Origin of the sequence: Amycolatopsis regifaucium (assembly GCF_001613935.1) — a bacterium.
GTDB lineage: Bacteria > Actinomycetota > Actinomycetes > Mycobacteriales > Pseudonocardiaceae > Amycolatopsis > Amycolatopsis regifaucium.
Genome location: NZ_LQCI01000009.1, coordinates 387,978 through 411,102, shown reverse-complemented (window position 1 = coordinate 411,102; position 23,125 = coordinate 387,978). Strand labels below are relative to the sequence as shown.

At 68.0% G+C, this 23,125-nt stretch carries 24 protein-coding genes and 1 pseudogene; 15 read left to right on the top strand and 10 right to left on the bottom strand.

Translation table 11 applies throughout. The features are described from left to right. Positions 1-72: 72 nt before the first annotated feature. Positions 73-576, bottom strand: coding sequence for an Lrp/AsnC family transcriptional regulator (locus AVL48_RS11770; protein WP_037304977.1), 504 nt, complete (start codon positions 574-576; stop codon positions 73-75). Positions 577-669: 93 nt separating this feature from the next. On the opposite strand from AVL48_RS11770, the gene AVL48_RS11765 reads away from it, so the two are divergent. From AVL48_RS11765 to pspAB, 7 genes are all read left to right on the top strand, one after another. Next, complete coding sequence (locus AVL48_RS11765) at positions 670-1,854, top strand: MFS transporter (RefSeq protein WP_061982450.1); 1,185 nt, start codon at positions 670-672, stop codon at positions 1,852-1,854. Positions 1,855-1,993: 139 nt separating this feature from the next. Further along, positions 1,994-2,182: a hypothetical protein gene (locus tag AVL48_RS11760; protein ID WP_061982451.1), complete on the top strand. Its 189-nt coding sequence runs from the start codon at positions 1,994-1,996 to the stop codon at positions 2,180-2,182. 45 nt (positions 2,183-2,227) lie between these two features. Further along, the gene (locus AVL48_RS11755; RefSeq protein WP_061982452.1) at positions 2,228-3,370 is read left to right on the top strand and encodes a type III PLP-dependent enzyme; all 1,143 of its coding nucleotides are present in this window, start codon (positions 2,228-2,230) and stop codon (positions 3,368-3,370) included. Beyond that, a complete protein-coding gene (speD, locus tag AVL48_RS11750; RefSeq protein WP_061982453.1) occupies positions 3,360-3,731 on the top strand; it encodes an adenosylmethionine decarboxylase in 372 nt (123 codons plus the stop codon). Before AVL48_RS11755 ends, speD begins: the two co-directional genes overlap by 11 nt. Beyond that, positions 3,731-4,588 (top strand): spermidine synthase, encoded by an 858-nt coding sequence (locus AVL48_RS11745; RefSeq protein WP_061982454.1) that lies wholly within the window; start codon positions 3,731-3,733, stop codon positions 4,586-4,588. Before speD ends, AVL48_RS11745 begins: the two co-directional genes overlap by 1 nt. Before the next feature lie 133 nt (positions 4,589-4,721). Continuing rightward, the gene (locus AVL48_RS11740) at positions 4,722-5,447 is read left to right on the top strand and encodes a GAF and ANTAR domain-containing protein (RefSeq protein ID WP_244162570.1); all 726 of its coding nucleotides are present in this window, start codon (positions 4,722-4,724) and stop codon (positions 5,445-5,447) included. A 149-nt stretch (positions 5,448-5,596) separates the two neighbouring features. Then, a complete protein-coding gene (gene pspAB, locus AVL48_RS11735; RefSeq protein WP_061982455.1) occupies positions 5,597-6,154 on the top strand; it encodes a PspA-associated protein PspAB in 558 nt (185 codons plus the stop codon). 12 nt (positions 6,155-6,166) lie between these two features. Here the strand turns inward: pspAB and AVL48_RS11730 are convergent, their stop codons facing one another. Then, a complete protein-coding gene (locus AVL48_RS11730) occupies positions 6,167-6,454 on the bottom strand; it encodes a hypothetical protein (RefSeq protein WP_061982456.1) in 288 nt (95 codons plus the stop codon). A 225-nt stretch (positions 6,455-6,679) separates the two neighbouring features. Here AVL48_RS11730 and AVL48_RS11725 point away from each other — a divergent pair, with 225 nt between their 5' ends. The 3 genes and pseudogenes from AVL48_RS11725 to AVL48_RS11715 form a co-directional block, all read left to right on the top strand. Beyond that, a complete protein-coding gene (locus AVL48_RS11725; protein WP_061982457.1) occupies positions 6,680-7,360 on the top strand; it encodes a response regulator in 681 nt (226 codons plus the stop codon). A gap of 38 nt (positions 7,361-7,398) precedes the next feature. Continuing rightward, entirely contained in the window at positions 7,399-8,472 is a 1,074-nt protein-coding gene (locus AVL48_RS11720) for a PAS domain-containing sensor histidine kinase (RefSeq protein ID WP_244162569.1), read from the top strand. A 77-nt stretch (positions 8,473-8,549) separates the two neighbouring features. Further along, a pseudogene (locus tag AVL48_RS11715) lies at positions 8,550-11,576 on the top strand (response regulator); the annotation flags it as partial. A gap of 53 nt (positions 11,577-11,629) precedes the next feature. Here the strand turns inward: AVL48_RS11715 and AVL48_RS11710 are convergent. Then, positions 11,630-12,034, bottom strand: a complete 405-nt coding sequence (locus AVL48_RS11710) for a response regulator (RefSeq protein ID WP_244162568.1) — start codon at positions 12,032-12,034, stop codon at positions 11,630-11,632. Positions 12,035-12,105: 71 nt separating this feature from the next. Beyond that, complete coding sequence (locus tag AVL48_RS11705; protein ID WP_061982459.1) at positions 12,106-12,411, bottom strand: ANTAR domain-containing protein; 306 nt, start codon at positions 12,409-12,411, stop codon at positions 12,106-12,108. 183 nt (positions 12,412-12,594) lie between these two features. Here AVL48_RS11705 and AVL48_RS11700 point away from each other — a divergent pair, with 183 nt between their 5' ends. After that, positions 12,595-13,227, top strand: a complete 633-nt coding sequence (locus AVL48_RS11700) for a response regulator (protein ID WP_061982660.1) — start codon at positions 12,595-12,597, stop codon at positions 13,225-13,227. Between the two features lie 46 nt (positions 13,228-13,273). Here AVL48_RS11700 and AVL48_RS11695 read toward each other — a convergent pair whose 3' ends face one another. After that, positions 13,274-14,254, bottom strand: coding sequence for an Acg family FMN-binding oxidoreductase (locus AVL48_RS11695; protein ID WP_082857614.1), 981 nt, complete (start codon positions 14,252-14,254; stop codon positions 13,274-13,276). Between the two features lie 125 nt (positions 14,255-14,379). Here AVL48_RS11695 and AVL48_RS11690 point away from each other — a divergent pair, with 125 nt between their 5' ends. Next, a complete protein-coding gene (locus AVL48_RS11690) occupies positions 14,380-16,125 on the top strand; it encodes a sensor histidine kinase (RefSeq protein ID WP_061982460.1) in 1,746 nt (581 codons plus the stop codon). 15 nt (positions 16,126-16,140) lie between these two features. On the opposite strand, the gene AVL48_RS11685 is transcribed toward AVL48_RS11690, so the two are convergent. Further along, positions 16,141-16,458 (bottom strand): dsRBD fold-containing protein, encoded by a 318-nt coding sequence (locus AVL48_RS11685; RefSeq protein WP_061982461.1) that lies wholly within the window; start codon positions 16,456-16,458, stop codon positions 16,141-16,143. Between the two features lie 157 nt (positions 16,459-16,615). On the opposite strand from AVL48_RS11685, the gene AVL48_RS11680 reads away from it, so the two are divergent. Continuing rightward, the gene (locus tag AVL48_RS11680; RefSeq protein ID WP_244162567.1) at positions 16,616-17,302 is read left to right on the top strand and encodes a hypothetical protein; all 687 of its coding nucleotides are present in this window, start codon (positions 16,616-16,618) and stop codon (positions 17,300-17,302) included. Positions 17,303-17,470: 168 nt separating this feature from the next. On the opposite strand, the gene AVL48_RS11675 is transcribed toward AVL48_RS11680, so the two are convergent. Further along, a complete protein-coding gene (locus AVL48_RS11675) occupies positions 17,471-18,460 on the bottom strand; it encodes an alpha/beta fold hydrolase (protein WP_061982463.1) in 990 nt (329 codons plus the stop codon). A gap of 81 nt (positions 18,461-18,541) precedes the next feature. Continuing rightward, on the bottom strand, positions 18,542-19,519 hold the full coding sequence (locus AVL48_RS11670; protein WP_061982464.1) for a GlxA family transcriptional regulator: 978 nt from the start codon (positions 19,517-19,519) through the stop codon (positions 18,542-18,544). A gap of 94 nt (positions 19,520-19,613) precedes the next feature. Here AVL48_RS11670 and AVL48_RS11665 point away from each other — a divergent pair, with 94 nt between their 5' ends. Then, positions 19,614-20,243, top strand: coding sequence for a hypothetical protein (locus AVL48_RS11665; RefSeq protein WP_061982465.1), 630 nt, complete (start codon positions 19,614-19,616; stop codon positions 20,241-20,243). 14 nt (positions 20,244-20,257) lie between these two features. Here the strand turns inward: AVL48_RS11665 and AVL48_RS40525 are convergent, their stop codons facing one another. Next, positions 20,258-20,389: a hypothetical protein gene (locus AVL48_RS40525; protein WP_279626657.1), complete on the bottom strand. Its 132-nt coding sequence runs from the start codon at positions 20,387-20,389 to the stop codon at positions 20,258-20,260. 2 nt (positions 20,390-20,391) lie between these two features. On the opposite strand from AVL48_RS40525, the gene AVL48_RS40720 reads away from it, so the two are divergent. Next, positions 20,392-20,517 carry an AMP-binding enzyme gene (locus AVL48_RS40720; protein ID WP_425266128.1) on the top strand — a complete coding sequence of 42 codons (126 nt, stop codon included), beginning with the start codon at positions 20,392-20,394 and terminating at the stop codon, positions 20,515-20,517. Between the two features lie 281 nt (positions 20,518-20,798). Here the strand turns inward: AVL48_RS40720 and AVL48_RS11660 are convergent, their stop codons facing one another. Further along, the gene (locus AVL48_RS11660; protein ID WP_061982466.1) at positions 20,799-22,868 is read right to left on the bottom strand and encodes an AMP-binding protein; all 2,070 of its coding nucleotides are present in this window, start codon (positions 22,866-22,868) and stop codon (positions 20,799-20,801) included. Positions 22,869-23,125 lie beyond the last annotated feature (257 nt).

Here is a 23,125-nt window from a genome sequence, read left to right as displayed (position 1 = left end):
TGCGGGGTGTCCGCGACGATGATCACGCTAGGTGAGCCGCGGCCTCCGGCGCTTCTCGATTCCTGATCGGGTTCAGACGCTCCAGCCCTCGCTCTTCGTCGCCTTCAGGTAGTCCTCGACCGGCGGTCCGACCGGCCTGCCTTCGAACTGCGTCGACAGCACCACCGAGGACCGCAGCTCACCGTGCTTGCCCAGCCGTTCGAAGAGGCCTTCGAGATGTTCAAGCGACACGGCCCGCACCTTCAGCATGGTGCAGCGATCACCGCTGAGCCGGTGCAGCTCGACCACTTCGGGGTAGTCCTCCGACTTGCTGGTGCGCAGCAGGCAGCTGCCGAGCGAGCAGCGCATCTCGACGAACGCCTGCAGGTCGTACCCCGTGCGGCGGGCATCGACCTGTGCGCGATATCCGGTGATGACGCCCGTCTCCTCCAGCCGCCGGACCCGCTCGGCGACCGCCGGCGCGGAGAGGTTGACCCGGCGTCCCAGCTCCTTGAACGAGAGCCGCCCGTCGCTCTGGAGGGTCTCGACGAGCCGCCAGTCGAGGTCGTCCAGCGGCCTTTCCGATCGTAAGGTCATCGCGCCAGGATTCCTTTCATGATGGGCCTCGCACCCCCGCAAGGCCTTCGTGAGCCTATTCGCCGGAACGCCCGGATTCCTTAGGTTTGAATCATGAAACCGATGTTCGCGCTCTTCATGGGCGTCGCCTGCCTCAGCACCGCGGTCGTCGGCCTCTCCACCACGGCGGCGTTGATCGTGGTCGAGCACGCCGGTGCCGCGTGGAGCGGACTCCCGAACGCCGTGCTGGTACTCGGTTCCGCCGCGGGGTCGCTGTCGTCGGGAGCGCTGGCCGCCCGCTACGGCAGGCGCCTGGTCTTGGTGCTGATGTACGGCGCCGCGGTGGCGGGTGCGCTGATCTCGTTCGCGGGAGTGCTCGGCGGATCCATACTCGCGCTGGTGGCGGGGATGCCCTTGATCGGCTTCGGCAACAGCGGGGCACAGCTTTCTCGCTACACGGCCGCCGACCTCTCCCCGGAGCGCCGCAAGGGTTTCGCACTGTCCACAATGGTCTGGGCGGGGACGGTCGGCGCGGTGGCCGGTCCGGCGTTGATCGCGCCGGCCGCGGCGCGGGCGGAAGCCGCCGATCTGCCCGCCCTGTCCGGTCCGCTCGCGGCCGGGGCGATCGTCGTGGCCATCGCGGTGCTCGCCGTCGCCACCCTGCCGCGCGGTCTCGCCGCTCCGGCGGAAGGAGCGACCAGGCGCGAGCGGATGTCCGTGCGGAACCCGCTGATCCTCGGACCGCTCGTGGCGATGGTCGGCGCGCAGCTGGCGATGGTCGCGGTGATGACGATGACGCCGGTCCAGCTGCACCAGCACGGTCAGGGACTGGACGTCGTCGGCTGGGTGCTGAGCGCCCATCTGGTCGGGATGTTCGCGCTGGCGCCGTTGTCCGGCTGGCTCGCCGACCGCTGGGGCGGCCGCGCGACGATCTTCGGCGGTATCGGCACGCTCACCGTCGCGGCGGTCACCGCGATCGGCGGCCCTGATTCGCATCACGTGGGAATCCCGGTCGCGATGTTCCTGCTCGGCTACGGCTGGAATCTGGTGTTCGTCGGCGGCAGCAGCATGCTCAGCCGCGATCTTCCGCCCGCTCAGCGGGTGCGGGCCCAGGGCACGGTCGACGCCTTCGTGTGGGGAACCTCCGCGGCGGCGAGCCTGCTCGCCGGGCACCTCTTCGGCCTGGGTGGATACGTTCTGGTCGCCATCGCGGGCGGGCTGTGCGCCCTCGCCCCGCTCGCGGTGATCGGTCGCCGGGTGCGCACCGCCGCGCCGGTTGAAAAAGCCGGCCTTCCCTGAGCTGCGAAACCATGGTGGCACCGGCATACTTCTTCACTTCGACCGCGAACGAGCCTGTGATGACGCAGATCACGTCGGTGGTGAATTCGGAGGGCCCTAGGGTGAAGACGGACGAGGTGCGGGAGATCGGGGGTGCACGATGAGCGAGTTCGCGGTGAATCTGCGGGAGCGGGTACGACAGGCGAGGGAAGAGGTCCGGATCGCCAGGCGGGATTCGGACGAGGATCGCGCGTCGGCCGTCGGCGCCGATCTGGCCAACCTGGAGCGCCTGGCCGCCGAACACGGGGTGGAATTGCCTGAGCAGGCCTCGGGCGACGCCCGGGCGTGACCCCGGGTTCCGCGCCCCCCATGAGCCTTTGACACCCTGGGGCGCGTGACCGAAAGCCTGAACCGGATCCGCGCCTTCCTGGCGGACCGCGAGCCGCCGACACCGTGCCTGGTCGTGGACACCGACCTGGTCGCGGACCGGACGGCCGCGGTCTCGGCGGCCTTCCCGGGCGCGCTGATCCGGTACGCCGTCAAGGCCAATCCCGTTCCCGCCGTGCTCGACGCGGTGCGGTCGGCGGGTGCGGGTTTCGACGTCGCGAGCACGGGCGAGATCGACCTGTGCCTGTCGCGCGGCGCGGACGCGGGGGAACTGGCCTACGGCAACACGATCAAGAAGCCGTCGGACATCTCGTACGCGTATGCGCGCGGAGTCCGTGAATTCACGACGGATTCCGCCGGGGATCTGGCGAACCTGGCCGAGCACGCGCCCGGTTCGCTGGTCTCGATCCGCCTGCTGACCGGCGGTCCCGATTCGGTTACGCCGTTCGGCCACAAGTTCGGCTGTGAGCCATCCGTGGCGGCCGCGTTGCTGCGCCGGGCCGCGGAAGCCGGGCTGCGGCCGGGAATCGCGTTCCACGTCGGGTCTCAGCAACCCGATCCGGCCGCCTGGGAGATCGGCATCGCGACGGCGGCCAAGGTCGCCGCCGACGCCGGCGTCGGGCCGGCACGGCTCAACATCGGCGGCGGGTTCGCCACCGAGCACCGGGAACCCGTGCCTTCGTTGGCGGGCTACGCGGCGGTGATCCACGACGCCATCCGGCGGCACCTGCCGGGGCCGGAACTGATGCTCGAGCCGGGTCGCGTGATCGTCGCCGACGCCGGGCTCATCCGCACCGAAGTCGTCCTGGTGACCACTCGCGCCGTCGCCGACGAACGCCGCTGGGTCTATCTCGACGTCGGCAGGTACAACGGGATGGCCGAGTGCGAGAACGAAGCCGTCGCGTATCGGCTGGAGCCCGTCGGCGTCAAAGGACCGGAAGGACCAGTGGTACTGGCGGGGCCGACCTGCGATGGTGACGACGTGCTCTACCAGCGAACGCCGTGCGCGCTGCCACTGGCGCTGAAGGCGGGCGACCGGCTGGACATCCCGGGCACCGGTGCGTACACCGCCAGCTACTCGTCGGTCGCTTTCAACGGAATCGAACCGTTGCGTACCTATGCTGTGGGGAGGTTCGCCGATGCCGGGTGAAGTGCCACTCGTCGGCCGGTTCGCCGGTCGCCACGTACTCGCGGAGTTCGAGGGGATCGAGCCGTCGCTCCTCGATGATCCCGCGTTGCTCAAGAAGACTCTCGCGGACGCGGTGACGGAAGCGGGGGCGACGGTATGCGAGGTCGTGTCGCATTCCTTCGCGCCGCAAGGGGTCACCGTGCTCGCGCTGCTGGCCGAGTCGCACGCGTCCGTGCACACCTACCCGGAGATCGGCTCGGTGTTCGTGGACGTGTTCACCTGCGGGGACCGGGCCGATCCGGAGCGGGCCGTCGCGTTGCTGGCGAAGCTGCTTGGTGCCGGCATCGTCCGGATGTCCACTGTGGAACGAGGAGAGAACTGATGGCGCAGCGGCGGATCGTCGAACCGATGGGGCCGGGACTCACCCGGCACTGGGACGTCGACGAGGTGCTGTTCGAGGGCCGCACCGCCTTCCAGCACGTCCTCATCGGACGGACGGCACAGGGGGTCTCCCTGTTCTGCGACGACGAACGGCAGAGCACCGAGCTGAGCCAGCTCGTCTACCACGAGGCATTGGTGATCCCGTCGCTGCTGCTCGCCGAACGGGTCGAGCGGGTGCTGATCATCGGTTCCAGCGAAGGGGTCGCCTCGGAACTCGCGGTCGCCGCGGGTGCGGAGGTGGTCGATCACGTCGACATCGACGCCGAAGCGGTGCGGGCCTGTGCCGAGCATCTTCCCTACGGTTACACGCTCGACGACCTCACCCGTGCCGAGCGCGGCGACGGGAAGGTCCGTATGCACTATCGCGACGGCTGGGAGTTCCTCGCCGAAGCAAAGGATCGCGGTGACTCCTACGACGTGGTCGTCATCGACCTGCCGGACGAGAACGACGATCCCCAGGCCCAGCACAACCGGTTGTACGGAACCGATTTCCTGGCCCGGTGCGCGGCATTGCTCACCACCGGGGGAGTGGTCGGCTGCCAGGCGGGCTGCCCGACGCTGTGGCGCAATCAAACGCTGATCTCGTCGTGGCGCCGGTTCACCGAGTCGTTCGGAACCGTTCTCTACTACGGGTCGGACGAGCACGAGTGGGCGTTCCTGAGCGGCAGGGCCGACGTGCTCGAAGATCCAGGTGCCTTCGTCGCGGAGAAGATCGGCAAGGCGCGCATCGGGGAGTCCACTATGGACGAGCAAGCGCTGCGGGCGAACACCGTGCCCCCGATTTCCCTGCGCCGGTAAGGCGAACATTCGCGCCGCGAGCACGCGCTGAAGGATCCTCCATCTGGTCGTTGCCGGGTGCGGCCATGCGGGCCAGAATCGCTCGGGTGACTAGATGGCGCGCGGGGTCGCGAATGCAGTTCCGGGATCGGTGATGGCGTTCATGGGGAGGGACACCGAACTCACCGCCGGGCTGGCCAGGGAATCCGCGGTCTGCGCGGCGTTCGTGAGTTTGACCGCGAGTGTCGTGGAGGATCCGGAACCGGACCGGGTCGTGGACATCCTGTCCAGCGAATGCGTACGCCTGCTGCCGATCGACTCGATGGAGGTCTTCCTCCCCGGGCTGGAACTCGAACGCTATCCCGCGGCCGCCGAAGAAGGGCCCGCTCTCGAATCGTTCGAAACCGGCGGTGGCCTCGCGATCGACGATCTCTCCGCCGAAGAGTCCCGCTGGCCGGGTTACGTGGCCAGAATGTCCGAACTGGGTTATGCCGCGGTTTCCGCGCTTCCCTTGCGCGCGATGGAGGAAACCCTCGGCGCGCTCACCTTTCTGCATACCGAAACCGCGGCTTTGAGCGCGGAGGACCGCCGCCTTGGGCAGGCGCTCGCCGACGCCGCGACCCTGTGCCTGCTCCAGCAACGGGAACTGCGGCACTATCGGACGCTTTCGGAACAGTTGCAGACGGCCCTCGACAGCCGGATCGTCATCGAGCAGGCGAAGGGAATGCTCGCCGAGCGTGCCGGGGTCAGTGTCGGCAAGGCTTTTCAGCGGTTGCGCGCGTTCGCTCGCGGCTCGAACCGGAAGCTGGCGGACGTGGCAAGCGGGGTCGTCGACGGTTCGCTGGACAGCGAGGTGTTCCTTCGGTCCCGCCGTCGTTGACAACTGCCGAATGATGACCGGCAGTTGCCGGTAGGGTCGTTGGTCACCGAAACCGATGACTTGTCCCGGGAAAGGCGTGACCGTGCGGCCCTACGGGGCCGCGATGACATCGGGAAGGCTTCACGCTGAAGAGAGGATGCGTGGATGCCATGGCGCGGCTGGGAAGCCTTCTGGGGAGGAGCCGCTCGGTACGGCCGAGCCTGCTCCCGCTGCTGGAACTGAGGTCGGCGGCGTCGCCGTTGCGGGCAGGCTACGGACTCGCGCCGACCGGAACGGGGACCGTCTGCTTCGTCGCGGAAGGCCGTCCCGGCGACGGGACGGAAGCGGAGATCATCGCCGGTCTCGCCGGGGATTCCGTGCGCCGCAACGTGATCAACCACGACGCCCTGGGGAGGACGATCGTGCGTTGCTGGCGGGAGAACGGGGATCTGGGCTGGCTTCTCGGTGACCTCGTCGACGTCAACGACCGGCTGGCGCAGGCGGGTTTCGCGTCCTGGTTGCTGCACACGACGGTCGATTTCGCCGAGGTGCGGGATAGGCGCCACCCCAAGCTCACCATGGTTTATCGCCGGGAACGCGGCACCTTCTATCCCTATGCGCCGCGCGGGAGCCGTGGCCGGGACCGGGCGATGGAACTGAAGGTGCGTTCGTCGCTGACCCGGATCGTGCCGATGGAGGCCGACATCGGCCGATGGCGGCCGGTCTGACCGATCGCCCGGTCAGCCGGTGGTGCCGCTGAGCCAGCCGCGCAGTCGCTGAACGCGCCGGTCCCGTGGGTTCCATCGCGGGAAGTGGTACCGCTGCCGGGGTCGTGCGGTGCCGTTCGTGGCCGCGGCCGCTCCGTCGGGCTGCTGGAGGATGGTCAAGACGTCGTCGAGGAGGGAGGGGTGCGGCTCGGGTTTCGCGGACACCCGCGGCAACCTTTCGAGTTCGGCGGAGACCGGTGTCCGGATAGGGCCGGCGCGCGTGCCGGGACGACGGCGGGTCTCGCAGATCCTCGTGGTCACGTCCCGGTCACCCTTCCCTTCGGCGGTCCGGCGATTGCCATCTTCGACGATGCGGTATCACGAGGTGCTCAGGTCACCGCCGAAGGTAGTGGCATCGAGGGCACAAAGACCCCAGTCGGTCGCCGAACGGGTACGGCGTGTCACGGGTTGGCTTCGAAACGCCGGAATGACGGAAGTCGGTGGGACAATGTCCGCCGGCTGGCTCACGATCGACGGAGAAGGTGCATGCCGAACCCGACCTCCCCGCAGTCCGGAACCCGGGCGGCGGCTCCGATCCGGGTACTGCTCGTCGAAGACCACAAGATGGTGGCCGAGGCACTCGGCGCCGCCTTCGAAGAATTCCCGGAGATCCAGCTGGTGGCTTCGGTGGAGTCCCTCGCGCACGGCATGATCGCGGTGGAAGAACATCTGCCTGACATCGTTTTGCTCGACAGGCGGCTGCCGGACGGCGACGGGATCGAGGCGATCACGAGACTCCGCGCGCTTTCGCCGTCGAGCCGCGTGCTCGTGCTGACCGGTGACGCGAACAGTGCGATCGCCGCCAGGATCCTCGAAGTCGGCGGTGCCGGATTGTTGCTGAAATCGGGGCTGCTCGACGAGCTGATCACGGCAATCCGCACCGTCGCGGCGGGTGACGTGATCATCGACCCGGAACTGCTCAGCGGCGCTTTGGCCATGCTGGCAGGCAGTTCCGGCCCGCTCGGTCCGGTGTTGTCGTTACGGGAGCGGCAGGTGCTCGGTTTGATCGCCGACGGGGCGGGAACCGATCGGATCGCCGAGGAGTTGCGGCTCGCGCGGAACACCGTGCGGAATCACGTGCAGCGGATACTGGTGAAGACGGGAACCCATTCGAAACTCGAAGCGGTGGCGCACGCGCGCAAGAACGGCCTCCTCGAACGGCCGTAGCGCCGGAGCGCGCCTGAGTGCCAAGCTGCACTATGGCCATGCTGCCATCGGAATCGGCGCCCGATCATCGCAATGCTGTGCTCTTCGAGTTGTTCGTGCACAGCGTTGTCGACTACGCCATTTACATGCTGGACGTCGACGGAAAGGTGATCACCTGGAACCAAGGTGCCGAACGGATCAAGGGGTATTCCGAGGAGGAGATCCTCGGCCGCCATTTCTCCGTTTTCTACACCGAGGAGGACATCGCCGACGGAAGACCGACCGCGGAACTGCTGATCGCCGCCGAGATGGGCAGCCACGAGGACGAAGGCTGGCGGGTCCGTCGAGGAGGGGAGCGCTTCTGGGTCAACACCGTGCTCACCGCCCTGCGTGACCCCATGGGGACCTTGATCGGTTTCGGCAAGGTGACCAGGGATCTCACCGAACGGCGGAAGGTGCAAGAGGAGAGAAGTGGGCGGCAGCAGGCGTTCGCGCATTTGGTGCGAGCGCAAGAAACCGAAAGACGTCGTATCGCGTGGGATGTTCACGACGATTCCATCCAGTCGATGATCGCGGTGAGCATGCGCTTGCAGATGCTCGCCGCCCAGCGCCGCGATTCCGCGTTGATGCAACTCGACGAAGCGATCCAAAGCGCGATCCGGCGACTGCGGATACTGGTTGCCCAATTGCGTCCGCCCGCGCTGAACGACGAGGACCTCGTCGGCTCCATCCGTGACTATCTCGACGAGGTCGTCCGCGGCTGGGGGCTCGACTGCACGCTGCGGCACGATTTCACCGGCAGGCCGCCGCCCGAACTCGTCGTCACCGTCTTCCGGATCGTTCAGGAGGCGTTGGTCAACGTGCGGAAGCACGCGAACGCCACCGCCGTCGAGGTCAGCCTGACCGGACAGGACGGCGGACTGCTGGTGCGGGTCGCCGACAACGGCGACGGGATGAAGCCGGGCGCCGACGGTTCCCCGGAGGTGTTGTCGGGTGAGCACATCGGAATGGCATCGATGCGTGAGCGTGCGGAGGCGGCGCAAGGATGGTTCCGGGTTTCCAGCGGACCGGGTGAAGGCACCTGCGTTGTCTGCTGGATTCCGCTGGCCGGTTCCGGACCGGTACGGCGATGACGGTCCCTCCGGACACGGCCCGAGCGGGTGGTGGACTCGACGACGAAGGACTGCAGCGACTGCTGGAGGGGCTGAAAGCCGTTCGTGACGGCGATTTCAGCACCCGGCTGTCCCCAGCGGACGACGTCCTGATGGATGAGATGGCGGTCGTCTTCAACGAGATGGTCGGCCAGCTGGCATTGTTCACCTCCGAGGTCACCCGGGTCGCTCGTGAGGTGGGGACCGACGGCAAGCTCGGTGGACAGGCGGCGGTGCCTTCGGTTTCGGGTACCTGGAAGGACCTCGCCGATTCGGTGAACGCGATGGCCGGCAATCTGACCGGTCAGGTCCGCGACATCGCCGAGGTCGCGACGGCGGTGGCGAAAGGGGATCTGTCCCAGAAAATCACCGTCGACGTCAAAGGCGAGATGCTGGAGCTGAAGAACACGATCAACACGATGGTGGATCAGCTTTCGTCGTTCGCGGACGAGGTGACGCGGGTGGCGCGTGAAGTGGGCACCGAGGGGCGGCTTGGAGGTCAGGCGGACGTGAAGGGTGCGTCGGGGACTTGGAAGGGTTTGACGGAGTCGGTGAACGTCATGGCCGACAACCTGACCGACCAGGTGCGGGCGATCGCCGAGGTCACCAGCGCGGTGGCCACCGGCGACCTCACCCGGTCGATCTCCGTCGAGGCGCAGGGCGAGGTCGCGGAACTCAAGGACAACATCAACGCGATGGTCCAGTCGCTGCGCGAGACGACCCGGGCGAACGAAGAACAGGACTGGCTCGACACCAACCTCGCGCGGATCTCCGGCCTGATGCAGGGCCATCGGGACCTGCGGGTGGTCGCCACGCTCATCATGAACGAACTGACCCCGCTGGTCGGCGCGCAACACGGAACGTTCTTCCTCACCGAGTCCGGGGAGAACGGCACCCGGCTGCGGCTGATCACCAGCTACGGGCACAGCGAGGATCCGGACGTGCCCTCGCGGTTCGCCATGGGCCGATCGCTGATCGGGCAGGCCGCGCACACCAAGAGACCGATCGTCGTCGACCGGACGCCGCCGGGTTTCGTGAAAATCTCGTCGAGCCTCGGTTCCGCTCCGCCGGTCACCCTGATCGTGCTGCCGATCGTCTTCGAGGATCAGGTGCTCGGCGTCATCGAACTGGCGACATTCGGCGAATTCACCGCCGTCCGCAAGGATTTCCTCGCACAACTGATGGAGACCATCGGGGTCAACGTCAACACGATCATCGCCAACGCCCGGACCGACTCCCTGCTGGAGGAATCCCAGCGACTGGCCCAAGAGTTGCGGGCGCGTTCGGAAGAACTCCAGGCACAGCAGGCGAAACTCCAGCGGTCCAACGCGGAACTGGAGGAGAAGGCCGAACTGCTGGCGCGGCAGAACCGCGACATCGAGGTGAAGAACTTCGAAATCGAGCAGGCACGACAGGAGATCGAGGAGCGCGCGCAGCAGCTCGCGCTGGCTTCGAAGTACAAGGCCGAGTTCCTGGCGAACATGTCGCACGAACTTCGGACCCCGTTGACCAGCCTGCTGATCCTCGCCGGGGTGCTGGCACAGAACTCGACCCAGAACCTGACGCCCAAACAGGTCGAGTTCGCCAAGGTGATCCAATCCGCGGGCACCGACCTGCTGCAGTTGATCAACGACATCCTCGACCTTTCGAAGGTCGAGGCGGGCAAGATGGACATCCACCACGAGCCGTTCCCGCTGCGCCAGCTGCTCGACTACGTCGGCACGACGTTCCGCCCGCTGACCGCGGAGAAGGGGCTCGACTTCCGGGTCACGGTCGAGCCCAACGTGCCGGAACTGCTGTTCACCGACGAGCAGCGACTGCGGCAGGTGCTGCGGAACCTGCTGTCGAACGCGGTCAAGTTCACCGAAGACGGCAGCGTCGAGCTGCGGGTGAAACTGGTCGATCCGATCTCGCCGTCCGGCGAGCACGAGTCCTTGGTGGCGTTCAGCGTGATCGACACCGGGATCGGGATCGCCGAGGAAAACCTCGAATCCATTTTCGGTGCCTTCCAACAGGCCGACGGCACCACCAGCCGTAAATACGGTGGCACCGGCCTCGGCCTGTCGATCAGCCGCGAGGTCGCTTACCTGCTCGGCGGCGAGATCCGGGCGGACAGTGTGCTGGGCACGGGCAGCACGTTCGCCCTTTACCTGCCGGTGGCCCGCTTCACCGCACCCATGCCCGTGCCGGAGTCCACTGTGGACATCCGGGGATCGGCCGGGCGGCGCGTCCTGGTCGTGGAAAGCGAGCAGAACAGTCTACTGACCCTGCTCGCCAAGGGGGTCGCCGCCGACCTCGCGGACAGCCATGGCTCAGTCCAGGTGCGGGCCGTGGCCGACCCGGCCGAAGCCATCGACGAGCTGAAACGCAACAGCTACCGCTGCGTCGTGCTCGACACCAGCATCCCCGGCACGAGCGCGCTGTCGTTCCTCAAACGTCTTGTCGAAGGCCCGGACGCTGTCGAGGTTCCGGTGCTGGCACACGCGAGCCGCAAGCTCAGCGCCGCGATGGATCGGCTGTTGCAAGGCCACGCGAGGCAGCACCCGGTCGAACTGCTGCCTTCGCTCGACATGCTGCGGGACCGCATCATGCTGCACATCTCGGCCAGCGAACTCGACGGCATCCTCCCACTGATGCACCAGCCCGAAGTGCCCCCGTCGCCCCCCGAGGTGACGGCGAAGGCAGCCGACCCACCCGCGGGAGCTCGGCGGCTGCAGGGGCGCAAGGTCCTCCTCGTCGACGACGACGCCCGCAACGTCTTCGCGATCTCCGGGATGCTCGAACTGCACGGCCTGTCGGTGGTCCACGCGCCCAACGGCCGCAAAGGCATCGAGGAACTGCTGGCCGACGACGACATCGAGCTCATCCTGATGGACGTGATGATGCCGGAGATGGACGGTCACGCGACGACGGCCGCGATCCGCGAGATGCCGAAGTTCGCCGACCTGCCGATCATCACGGTGACCGCGAAGGCGATGGAGGGTGACCGCGAGAAATGCCTCGCCGCCGGGGCGAGCGACTACGTCACCAAACCCGTGGACGCGGCGGAACTGCTGGCCTGCATGGAACGCTGGCTTCCACGCTGAGGCTGCGGTGTCCGTGCCTGGCTCACGTCTCGATAGAGCCGACTCACGACTCGCTATTCCGTCCCATTGGCGCTGTTCGCGCAGAGACGGCGGATGGCGGCGACGATCTCGGTGTTGGGGCTGCCCTTGACGAGGTACTCGGTGACGCCGGCGGACGCCATCTGGGCGATGGACCGGGTATCGCTGTGCGCGGAGAACGCCATCAGCCGCGTGTGGGGCACCCGCCGCCGGATCTCCCTGGCCATCCAAGCGCCGCCACCGCCGGGGATCCGGACGTCGAGGACGGCGACCTCCGGGACGAGCAGCTCCGCGAGCGCGACGCCTTCACCGGCGGTGAGCGCGATGGCGACCACCTCGATGTCGGGTTCGGTCTCCAGCAGGGCGCGCAGGGCATCGCCGATGATCGGATTGTCGTCCGCGACGAGCACCCGAAGTCTGAGGGGCGGCGTTCGGTTCATGACCCAGTCCGTGCCCGCGGGGTCAGCGGTGCCGGTGGTGGCCGCGGGTCCGCCGCCGAACTTGGCGTGGCTCAGCAAGACAGACGTCGACCGCCTTCGCTCGGCTGCTCGACCAGTGTCCTGGCGACGTCGTGGATCTTCACGTTGTTGTTACGGCAGAACGACCGCAGCAGTTCGAACGCCGAATCGATGTCGATCTGGTAACGCTCGGCGAGGATGCCTTTGGCCTGTTCGATGGGCAACCGGTGGTCCAGCGCGTACTGGAGTTGTTCAGCGCGGGCGCGGTAAAAACGGATGCGGCTGCGCATGGCCACGAGGTCGTCTGCCGGGTCTGGTGTGCCGGACGACGAGGCCGGCGAAAGCGTGGTCTCGGACATGGGGCGATCGTCGCAGCGGTCGGCGGCGCGGGAAAGAAGAGAACGTCCTGACTCGCCTGATGCAAATGAACCTGGTCCGGGCGGCGGCCACTCGAACGGGCGCCGAACAGGGTCCTTTGGCCGGTCGCAGTGACCGGTCGTGCACCGTACGCTCTGACGGAGGAGGGAACCGTGGAGGTCGGAATGCTCCGGGTGTTTCTGGTCGACGACCACGAGGTGGTCCGTCGAGGGGTGGCGGACATGCTCGAAGAAGACGCCGAGCTGTGCGTCGTCGGTCAGGCTGCCACCTTTTCCCAGGCGCTGGCGAGGATTCCGGCGCTGCGGCCCGATGTCGCGGTCCTCGACGTCCGGCTGCCGGACGGCAACGGCGTCGAACTCGCGCGGGAACTGAGGTCCAAGGTCCCCGAACTGAAATGCCTGATGCTCACGTCCTACACCGACGAGCAGGCGATGCTGGACGCGATCATGGCAGGCGCGAGCGGCTTCGTCATCAAGGACATCCGGGGGATGGACCTGGTCGCCGCGGTCAAGGATGTCGGCCTGGGCCGCTCCTTGCTCGACACACGCGCCGCCGCGACGCTGATGGCGAAGTTCCGCGACGTCTCGGTGAAGAAGGGCCCGCTCGCCGGGCTTTCCGAACAGGAGCGCACGCTGCTGGAACTGATCGGCGAGGGGCTGACCAACCGGCAGATCGCCGAACGGATGTTCCTCGCCGAGAAGACCGTCAAGAACTACGTGTCCCGGCTGCTGACGAAACTCGGGATGCAGCGGCGTACGCAGGCGGCCGTACTGGCCACGGAGCTGCGTCGTCACTGACACCGGGTCTTCACTGACACCGGCCTTCGCTGACGGAGCAGGGTGGTCAGGCGGAAACGAGCGTTTCGAGCAGGACGTCCTCCAGCGGACGGCGCGGGGTCCACGGCAACGGCGTGCCGTAGCCGAGGCGCAACAGCACCTGCGGCCACACTCCGCAGCCGAGAAGCCGCCGGAGTTCGGCGCGCGCCGAACGGACCATGACCGGCGGGGAGATGAACGACGCGGTGAGCCCGGCGCCGGTCGCGGTCAGCAGAACCCGTTGCAGCGCTTGCCCCGCCTGCAGCCGGTCGAGCCGCTCGTCGGTCAACGATCCGATCGCCACCACCAGCGGCGGATCCGGCAGGCCGGCGGCACCGGGCGGACCGCATTCTTCGAGGAGCCAGCTTTCGTCGGCGGGGCAGCCGTCGGTCGCGTAGGACGGCACCCCGTCGCGGGTGCCCGCGCTCAGTTCGGTCCACCGGCGGAGTTCGGCGACGAAAGCGGGATCGGCGAGCTGGGCGACCCGCGCGCGAGCGGTGAGATCACGCAGGCGGCCGCATTGTTCGGCGCTCAGGCTCGGCAACCACGCGTGCTCGAGTTCGGTGGCGTGGCGGAGTACGGCGAGCGTCGACCGCGGGATGGCGGTGGGCAGGAACGGACGCCGGTTGGTGCGGCGGCGGGGGATCGCGCGGGCGAGCCGGGTGATCTTGGGCTCGGGGGTGCGTTCGGCGAACGGGCGGACGACGGCCAGCAGATCGGGATCCGCGCGGCTTGGCATGAGGGTCGTCGCCGGATGGAAGCCCAGTGCGTGAATCGCCGTCCGGAGAGTGAACAAGGCGGCACCGCAGGAGAGGATGAGTTCGCGTCCGTCCGGATCGGTGACCGGTAGGATACGGCGTGGATCGGCGTGGAGTTCGATTCCGGTACCGGTGCACCGGAAGAGCCACGGCTGGGTGTTGTGCGTCGACGGTGCCAGCATGGCCGACCGGAGCACGGAATTCACCTGATCGGAGTTCAAACGCCCGACCCTGGTGACTTGTAAGGTCATGGTCTCTCCCGCCGCGCCACGGGCAATTGGTGTCTCGGTGAGACGGTCCCGCCTGCGGTGCGGGGCCGAAAGAGGAGAAAGTCACCACGGCCGCGAGTCGTCCCGATCTTCGGAGGCGAAGCAGGATGTCGGCTCAATACCGGCTGGGCGGAACGGGCGACCGGGTCACCGGCGCCCTCTCCCAGTTGCGGGTTCGTGAGGTGTTGCGGGATCTCCAGGACCGCATCGAACGGCTCATCGGCACCCGCGACAAGATGGACGGCCTGCTCGAAGCGGTACTCGCCGTCGCGTCCGGACTGGAACTGGACACGACACTGCGCCGGATCGTGCAGGCGGCGATCGACCTCGCCGAGGCCACCTACGGCGCGGTGGGGGTGATCGCGGAAGACGGTTCGCTCGCCGAATTCGTCTATCTCGGGATCGACGGCGAGACGGAACAACAGATCGGCCATTTGCCGAAAGGCCACGGACTCCTCGGTTACGTCATCGAAGAGGCGAAACCAGTGCGCCTGGCCGACATTTCGCGGCATCCCGCGTCGGTCGGTTTCCCGGCGTGTCATCCGCCGATGCGTTCCTTCCTCGGCGTACCGATCCGGGTCGGTGACGAGGTGTTCGGGAATCTTTACCTCACCGAGAAACGCGGGGACGGTTTCACCGACGACGACGAGGTGGTCGTCCAGGCGCTCGCCGCCGCGGCCGGGATCGCGATCGAGAACGCCCATCTCTACGAACAGGCACGGATCCGCCAGCAGTGGCAGGCAGCCACCAGCGAGGTGACCACGGAACTGCTGGGCGGCACCGATCCCGTCGACGCGCTCAACCTGATCGCCAGCCGGGTCCTCGAACTGACCGGCTCCGACCTCACCCTGCTGGCACTGCCCGGCTCCGGCCGGGTCGACGTCTGCCCGGACAGGGAAGACGAACCGGGCGAACTCACCATCGCCGTCTGCGCGGGCGCCCGGTCGGAGGAACTGACCGGGGCTCGGATCAGCGTCGCCGCCTCGTTGCCGGGAGCGGTCTACCGCGACCGGACTCCGCGCAGTGTGCCGGAATTGGTGCTCCGTGACGGCGTCGAGGTGCGCCTCGGGCCGACGTTGGTGGTACCGCTCCGTGCGCGGGAACGCACCTCCGGGGTGTTGATGGCGGCACGGGATCCGGGCTCGGTCCCGTTCGAGCTCACCCAGTTGCCGGTGGTGGCCTCCTTCGCCGACCAGGCGGCGCTCGCGCTCCAGCTCGCCGTGCAACAGCGCACGGCGAGGGAACTCGACGTGCTGGCCGACCGGGACCGGATCGCCAGGGATCTGCACGACCACGTCATCCAGCGGTTGTTCGCGGTCGGTCTCGCCATGCAGAGCACGCATCGCCGGACGCACTCACCGGAACTGCGGCGGCGGATCGGGGAGAGCATCGACCAGATGCACGAGATCGTGCACGAGATCCGCACGGCGATCTTCGATCTCCACGGCGGCGAGGCGGGACAACAGGGTGTCCGGCTTCGGTACCGCCTCTACGACTCGATCATCGAGCTGACCGACGGCACCGCGATCCATCCGACGATCAGCCTTTCCGGACCGCTCGATTCGATTCCCTTCCCGTTGGCCGAACACGTCGAGGCGGTGGTGCGGGAGACGGTCGGCAACGTCGTCCGCCACGCGCGGGCGAGCGGTGTTTCGGTGAGTGTCGCGGTGAAGGACGACGCTCTGCGGATCGTGGTCACCGACGACGGCGACGGCATCGGCGGGGAGCCCGGCGGCGAATTCGACGGGCTGCGGAATCCGCGTGAGCGCGCGGAACGGGCGGGTGGGTGGTTCCGGGCGGAGACGCGCGAAGGGGGCGGCACCCGGATCGAGTGGTCCGCCCCCTTGCGCTGACGTCCTTGCCCCGTCCTAGTTCGTCGATTGCACGGCGAAGATCTCGTCGACCTCGATGGAGCGGGAGACCTCGGCGTCGACGTCGGAGGCGACGGTCTCCAGAAGTTCCGCGGTGAGGTCGGAAAGCGCCCGCGCCACCGCCAGGTAGGAACCGACCTGGGAGATCGAGCCGTCTCTCAGTCCGGCGTGCGCCAGCCCGACGCCGACGAACTCACCGCCGTCTTCGAGACGGAGCAACGCTTCCGCGCGGACCCGGTACGGTCCGGGCTGGAGGGAAACGTCAATGGTCCATTTACCGGTGTTGTGGGTCATCATCGGCTCCGTTCCGGTCATCGAGACTCTCACCGCCGCCGTTCGTGGCACAGGGTCCTGAGTTCCCGCTCCCGCCGGAAACGGGGGCGAAAACCTCGGGATTCGTGACCGGCGGCCGCTGCCGTCGCCGGATACCCCGGATGAGGGTGGGCCAACCCCCTCATTTTCCGGAGTCCACATGAAAATCCCGTTGCCGACTCATGTCGATCAAGTGGTGGCTTCGGCCGTGCACGCGCCGTCACCGCTCAACTCCCGGCCGTGGCGGTTCGTCGCCGACCGGGACCGGATCGAAGTGTGGCTCGACCCGCTCATGTCGCTGCGGTCGAACGGGAAGACGCTGTCGCTACGGCTGCTGCCTTCGCCGGAAGAGCCGGACCTCCTCGCCGACCTCCGGATCGGTGGCGACCGGTTTCCTCAGCGGAAGAACGGAGGCCGTCTTTCGCCGTCACGCGAACCGCCGTCCGTTCCTGAACGGCCCGGTGCCCGCCGGGGTCCGGACGACGTCGCGGGCGGCAGCGCTGGTGGAAGGCGGGCTGCTGGAACTGTTCGGCCGGGGCGGACGGCGAACGCTCCGGACGGGGTCCCGGCGCCCACCCAGCTGCCGTCGCCGCACACGATCCCCGCGCAGGAGTCGTTCTCCGTCGCGGAGGGCGGCGAGCCGGTGCTGGGTGCGGTGTTGACCGCGGAGCGTCGTTCGTCGGCGGCGCGCCGTCCGATCGAGGAGGTGATGGTCCGGTCCGGGGCGATGCTTCGAGCGGGTCCATTGTGCGCGTGGTGCACCGACACCGTCCGGCAGGCCTTTCCACGCGCCGAGCTGGCGCTGCACGGCGCGTGGATCTACAAGGCCCGCTGGTGGATCGATTGAGCTGTACTTCCGTGTCGGTACCGGCCGTTCGGGGGGCTGCCCGGCCGGTACCGACACACCAGAGAAGAGGGACCTCTGCCCCGAGAATGACGGCTGGCCGCGTCTTTCACCTGACCGAGTGAATTAGGCGGTTCGGTGGGCGGCATTGATCCATTCGGGGTATGTCGCTCAACCGAGGAAGGCCTGCAGCTCGTCGATGATCGTCTGAGGCTGTTCCTCGGCGACGAAATGGCCGGAACCGGCGACCCGCCGTACCCGGACGTCCGCCGCCTTGGACGGCAGGACCGCGGCGAAGTAGTCATAGTTCATGTCCGAGGCGAGACCGAGTGTCGGCGCGGCGATCTTCCCGTAGGCCTTCTGGTCCTCGATGTCCTGGCCGAACGCCTGGTACCAGCCGTTGCCCGCCCGGATGGCGTCCGGGCGGTCGTACGCCGCGGCGTAGAGCGCGCGGTCGCGGTCGCCGATCGAAGCGGGATCGGTCAGCAGGTGGTCGAACATCCAGTCGACGAGGAACCGCGCGCGGCCGGTCAAGAGCTGTTCGGGCAGGGTGGCGACCTGGTTGAAGGCGAACCACCAGACGTGGACCGGCTGTCCGGGGGGAGCCAGCATCGGGATCTGGTACAGGCTTTCGTCCGGATGCGAGACGTCCATGAGCGTGAGGGATTTCGTCGCTTCCGGATGGTTGGCGGCGAAGCTGAACGCGACCATGGCGCCGATGTCGTGCCCGGCGATGTGCGCCTGCCGGTAGCCCAGCGCGCGGACGAGTTCGTGGATGTCGCGGGCCATCGTCTTCTTGTCGTACCCGCCTTGCGGCTTGCTCGACCCGCCCATACCGCGCAGGTCGACGGCGATCACGCGATACCGCTTCGCCAGCGCGGGCATGATCCGGCGGTACTGCCACCAGGTCTCCGGCCAGCCGGGCAGCAGGATCAGCGGCTCACCCCGGCCGCCCGCCACGTAGTGCAGTCGTACGCCGTTGACCTGGGCGTACGAGCTGCGGAAACCGCCGGGCAGGGAGCGGGCGAGTTCCGCGTCCGCCGGTACGGACGGTTGTCCGGCCGCGGCGGTACCGGTCGAGGCCACCAGCGCGGCCGCGGCACCCGCGCCGAGGGTGAGCATGGAACGGCGGCTGAGGAAGGAGCGGCTGTCTTCGGTCATGCCTTGATCCTGGTCTTGGCGAGCGCCTGACCGTGAGCGGTGTTTTCGCCAACCGACGTCGGTTTCCGGACAGCATGGTGTTCAGGACAGCACGGGTTCGAGGACACCGAGGCGGGGCCCGAACGTCTCCCGGTACGCCATCGGGGTGACCCCGACCTGCCGCCGGAAATGCGGCCTGAGTGCCGCCGACGAGGAGAACCCGCAGTACCGGGCGATCTCGTCGACCGGGAGATCGGTGGATTCGAGCAACTGCTGGGCGCGGATGACCCGCTGATGGGTGAGCCAGGTACCGGGCGCGGTGCCGGTGATCTCACGGAACCGGCGATCGTAGTTGCGCCTGCTCATATGTGCCCGGCCCGCCAGTTCGTCGACCGGCAGGGCGGTGTCCAGCCGGGTGAGCGCCCACGCCATCGTCTCCGAGACCGGGTCGCCTTCGTCGAGTTCGGGCATCGGCGATTCGATGTACTGCGCCTGCCCACCGGGCCGGTGCGGCGGGACGACCATGCCCTTCGCGAGCCGGTTCGCCGCCTCCGCGCCGCACCATGACCGGATCAGGTGCAGGCCGAGGTCCATCCCGGCGGCGCCCCCGCCGGCGGTCAGGATGTCGCCGTCGTCGATGTAGAGCACCGATTCGTCGAGCCGGACCGCCGGGAACCGGGCCGCGAGCAGCGGCGCCATCGCCCAGTGCGTGGTCGCCGGACGGCCGTCGAGCAGCCCGGCGGCCGCCAGCACGAAGGCGCCACTGCACAATCCGGCCACCCGGCCGCCGCGTTCCTGTGCCGCCCGGAGGGCCGCCAGCGCCGCTTCCGGCGGATTCTCCATCGGCGACCGCCAGTTCGGGACGAGCACGAGATCCGCGGTCCGGATCGCGTCGAGGTCCTCGGGGACCGGGACGGTCAGGCCGCCACCCCGCAGCACCGTGTCCGGTTCGCCACCGACGACCTTGATCTCCAGATCGGGCAGTTCCCCGAAGGCCAAGGCCATCTCGAACACCCCGAACGCGAACGACATGGCGCCGAGTGACGCCCCGTTGAAGACCACCACGGCCAGCCGTCTCATGACACAGAAGTGTAGAGGCACCGGAGCCGGGTTTGGACTGTCCGAAGGGGACGGTAGATTCGCCGCACAGTTCGCCGGGGGAAGGGAAGCTCCGATGTCGTATCCACAGGGTCCCCAGGGGCCGCACGGCCAGCAGTGGGGGCCTCCACCGCAGCACGGGTATCCCCAGCAGCAGTATCCCCAGCAGCCCGGCTATCCGCCGCCCGGTTACGGCGGGCCGCAGTTCCCCGGCCAGCAGTTCCCGGGGCAACAGCCGCCGCCGAAGAAGGGCAACGGCCTGATGATCGGGCTCATCGCCGGTGGTGGCGCGCTCGTGGTGGTGGTCTTCGTGATCCTCGCGTTCGTGGCACCCGGTTTCCTGCTCAGCGACAGCAAGTCCCCGTCCAAGCAGAGCGCGACCCAGGTGCCGCTCAGCGTCGACTGGGGGCCGGTCCTGGCGGGCAAGTTCATGCTCGCGGTGTACAGCGACGAGGCCGACAGGGCGGCCGAATCGGCTTGCGCGGAGTCCAAGGCGGAGGTCAAAGCAGCGGCGAAGGCTCTGGGCGACCAGAACGCGTCGCTCACGGCGAAGGACCCGAAACAGGCCGGCCCTGACCTGATCTCGGTGACGATGTCCGGAACCCTGAACTACGAGAAGGACTTCACCACGACGATGGAGGTTCGGCGCCAAGGCAACGACCAGTACTGCATCGTCTCGGTCTCGCCGCTGCCGCCGCCTGCCTAGCGCAGCGGGCCGAGTCACCGCGCGTGCGTGACAGCCTGCAACCCGGAATGCGCGATCTCGCCGTTGGTGAGACCGAGCGCGACGGTGTCCAGTTCCCTCGGCGCCAGGCGAACCGCCGGGGGAGTCTGGCCGAGTAACCGAAGCACTGGTGAAGACGCGGTTCGCGACGCACGCCTATCCGCGTGAAGTGCACTTCGTGGACGAGCTGCCCAAGACGCCCAGTGGCAAGATCCAGCGATTCCTATCGCGGGAGCGTAAGGCGAATTCGGCGTGATCGGCCCGTTGCCGTGAAGGTCCCCTTGCTTACCCTCAGGGTAGTGAAGGAGGCCTTCGCTACTTGGTTGCAGTCAAGTAGTCCCCGCTGAGACACGGGCGCGCCCTTGACTGTCCACAAGAGACCCTGTTGGGCTACTCCGTGTCCGGTTTGGGCCTGCCTGTGCGGTTTTGGGTGGTTTCGTGAGTGCGGATTAGGGTTACAACCCCACTTGGGCACTCACCGCCAACCCAGCCCGTCCCTCACCGGCAGCCCCGAGTCGGAAAGTCCACAAAGGACGCCTACTGGTCGATCGGCCAGGTCTCGTCCCTGAGCAACCGCTTGAGCACCTTCCCGGTCGCGTTCCGGGGGAGTTCCTCGACGAAGTACACATCGCGGGGCACCGCGAAGCGCGCGAGGCGCCGGTGGATGTAGGCGCGGACGTCCTCGGCGCTCATCCGGGCACCGCGCTTCGGGACGATGTACGCCGCGAACCGTTGCCCGAACTCGCGATCCGGCACGCCGATCACCGCCGCTTCGTGGACGCCGGGCAGCGCGACGATGGCGTCTTCGACCGGGCGAGGGGACACGTTCTCCCCACCGGACACGATCATCTCGTCGGCGCGTCCGGTGACGAAGAGTCGTCCGGCGGCGTCCTGGTAGCCGACGTCGCCGGTCGCCATCAGGTCTTCGGCGCGTGGGACGCCGGCGCCGTCGGTGTAGCCCTCGAACAGCATGTCGTTGCCGACGAAGATCTGTCCCTCCCAGCCCGGCGGGACCCGGTTGTGGTCGTCGTCGAGGATGGCGACCCGGGTGCCGGGCGGGCAACGGCCCGCGGTCGTCGGCGCCGCGCGGAGGTCTTCGGGCGTGGCGATACTGGCCCAGGAAACCTCTGTGGAGCCGTAGAAGTTGTAGAGGACGTCGCCGAAGGTGTCCATGAACTCGGTGACGATCGTCCCCGGCAGCGCGGATCCGCTGCTGGCGACGATGCGCAGTGACGACAGGTCGTAGCGGGCGCGGATCCGTTCGGGGAGGTCGAGGATGCGCTGAAGCATGATCGGGACGGCGAACAGGACGCCGCACCGGTGTTCGGCGATCGTCCGCAGTATCTCTTCGGCGTCGAACCGGCGGACCAGCGACAGCGACGCGCGCACCGCCATCCCGATCTGCAGCCCGGCGAGCCCCCAGCTGTGGAACAGCGGCGCGGCCACCACGAAACGATCGCCGGTGCGGAGCGGGATGCGGTCGAGCATGGCGGCCGAGGTCGCGAGTCCCTTCGGCGTCGGGCGGCGGGCGCCTTTGGGGGTGCCCGTGGTGCCCGAGGTGAGCACGATGAGCCTGCCGATCCGCTCCGCCGGTTGGAGTTTGGTGGCTGGCACCCCGGCGATCAGCTGGTCGATCGTCGGGTAGCCGTTCTCGGTTTCCGGCCAGGTGGACAGCCGCAGGAAATCGCCGGGGATGTCGGCGATGATCCGCGAAAACTCGTCGTCGGCGAGTACCGCGACCGGTTCGTGCAGGCCGATGACGCTCGCGACCGCGCTGGCGGAAAGCCCGGTGTTGAGCAGGATCACGTCCACGCCGAGTTTGCTGCACGCGATCAGGGACTCGACCATCGCGGCGTGGTTGCGGCACAGCAGGGCGATCCGGTCCCGCGAGCGGATTCCGCGCAGTGCCAGCGCGTTCGCGATCTGGTTGCTACGGTTCGCCGCCTGCTTGAACGTGCGGACATCGCGTTCGTCGCGCAGTGCCACCTCGTCCGGCACGCGGACGGCGTTGGCCGTGTAGCCGCCCGCGACGGTCGCGCCCCACTGTGACAGCGAGGTCAGCTGCCGGGCGATCTTGTCGGGCCGCGCGGCCGCGAGCACGCCGGCCTTGATCAGCGTGCTCGCCGTGTGCAGTGTGGTGGCCTTGGTGTGCGCGGGTTCCTCTTGCGGCGGCCCGGCCCGGCCCGAGAGGTGCAGTTCGATCCGCCGGGACACGGCGCGGACACTGCGTTTGAACGACGCGGCGGACACGAGATGCGAATGCCGCGCGGGAAGCATCAACTGCGCGACGAGTTCCGTGCCACCGTCGGGAGCCTGTCTCAGCTCGACCGAGACCCAGTTGCCATCGTCCTCGGCCCCGCACCAGACGACGTGCTCGCCGGGACGCCAAACCCTGGCCTCGATCTCACCGACGACGAGATCGCCCGGCCGCGGCGCCAATCGAATGAGGCATTTCGGACCACGCCCGCGTTCGGCGGGCTGCCGGATCTCGCACCAGCTGATCTCCGCGACGAACCGCGAGTAGGACTCGGGATCGCCGATCACTTCCCAAACCTGACCGGGAGAGTGCCCGATGATCGAGCTCGCCTGGACCACATCGTCTCGCATGCGATTCGCCTCACCACGCGCGTTCGGGTGTTGACCGGGCAGCTGCCGGCGCCTCCTTCGTTGTTCGAGTTCGGCGAACCTACCAGCAATCGGCCGAACGCAATACTCCGAACGCCCCCGGGGTCGCGCGCGCCCAAGGAAACCTTCACGGAAAGGGTAGGGGTTTCCGGCCTGGCGGGCTGCCTGCCGACGGGGTCGATCGCGACGTCCGATTCACGCCAGTCTTCGTCGTTCGGCGCGGCGAAGCTGACGAACGT

What these genes read in the sequence shown, in the direction of transcription:
- AVL48_RS11710 (WP_244162568.1), bottom strand. Translation starts at nt 12,034, where the DNA reads ATGAACCGAACGCCGCCCCTCAGACTTCGGGTGCTCGTCGCGGACGAC.
- AVL48_RS11760 (WP_061982451.1), top strand. Translation starts at nt 1,994, where the DNA reads ATGAGCGAGTTCGCGGTGAATCTGCGGGAGCGGGTACGACAGGCGAGG.
- AVL48_RS11660 (WP_061982466.1), bottom strand. Translation starts at nt 22,868, where the DNA reads ATGCGAGACGATGTGGTCCAGGCGAGCTCGATCATCGGGCACTCTCCC.
- AVL48_RS11675 (WP_061982463.1), bottom strand. Translation starts at nt 18,460, where the DNA reads ATGACCGAAGACAGCCGCTCCTTCCTCAGCCGCCGTTCCATGCTCACC.
- AVL48_RS11670 (WP_061982464.1), bottom strand. Translation starts at nt 19,519, where the DNA reads ATGAGACGGCTGGCCGTGGTGGTCTTCAACGGGGCGTCACTCGGCGCC.
- AVL48_RS11665 (WP_061982465.1), top strand. Translation starts at nt 19,614, where the DNA reads ATGTCGTATCCACAGGGTCCCCAGGGGCCGCACGGCCAGCAGTGGGGG.
- pspAB (WP_061982455.1), top strand. Translation starts at nt 5,597, where the DNA reads ATGGCGCGGCTGGGAAGCCTTCTGGGGAGGAGCCGCTCGGTACGGCCG.
- AVL48_RS11740 (WP_244162570.1), top strand. Translation starts at nt 4,722, where the DNA reads ATGGCGTTCATGGGGAGGGACACCGAACTCACCGCCGGGCTGGCCAGG.
- AVL48_RS11725 (WP_061982457.1), top strand. Translation starts at nt 6,680, where the DNA reads ATGCCGAACCCGACCTCCCCGCAGTCCGGAACCCGGGCGGCGGCTCCG.
- AVL48_RS11705 (WP_061982459.1), bottom strand. Translation starts at nt 12,411, where the DNA reads ATGTCCGAGACCACGCTTTCGCCGGCCTCGTCGTCCGGCACACCAGAC.
- AVL48_RS11690 (WP_061982460.1), top strand. Translation starts at nt 14,380, where the DNA reads ATGTCGGCTCAATACCGGCTGGGCGGAACGGGCGACCGGGTCACCGGC.
- speD (WP_061982453.1), top strand. Translation starts at nt 3,360, where the DNA reads ATGCCGGGTGAAGTGCCACTCGTCGGCCGGTTCGCCGGTCGCCACGTA.
- AVL48_RS11700 (WP_061982660.1), top strand. Translation starts at nt 12,595, where the DNA reads ATGCTCCGGGTGTTTCTGGTCGACGACCACGAGGTGGTCCGTCGAGGG.
- AVL48_RS11765 (WP_061982450.1), top strand. Translation starts at nt 670, where the DNA reads ATGAAACCGATGTTCGCGCTCTTCATGGGCGTCGCCTGCCTCAGCACC.
- AVL48_RS11685 (WP_061982461.1), bottom strand. Translation starts at nt 16,458, where the DNA reads ATGACCGGAACGGAGCCGATGATGACCCACAACACCGGTAAATGGACC.
- AVL48_RS11695 (WP_082857614.1), bottom strand. Translation starts at nt 14,254, where the DNA reads ATGACCTTACAAGTCACCAGGGTCGGGCGTTTGAACTCCGATCAGGTG.
- AVL48_RS11680 (WP_244162567.1), top strand. Translation starts at nt 16,616, where the DNA reads ATGAAAATCCCGTTGCCGACTCATGTCGATCAAGTGGTGGCTTCGGCC.
- AVL48_RS11745 (WP_061982454.1), top strand. Translation starts at nt 3,731, where the DNA reads ATGGCGCAGCGGCGGATCGTCGAACCGATGGGGCCGGGACTCACCCGG.
- AVL48_RS11770 (WP_037304977.1), bottom strand. Translation starts at nt 576, where the DNA reads ATGACCTTACGATCGGAAAGGCCGCTGGACGACCTCGACTGGCGGCTC.
- AVL48_RS11720 (WP_244162569.1), top strand. Translation starts at nt 7,399, where the DNA reads ATGCTGCCATCGGAATCGGCGCCCGATCATCGCAATGCTGTGCTCTTC.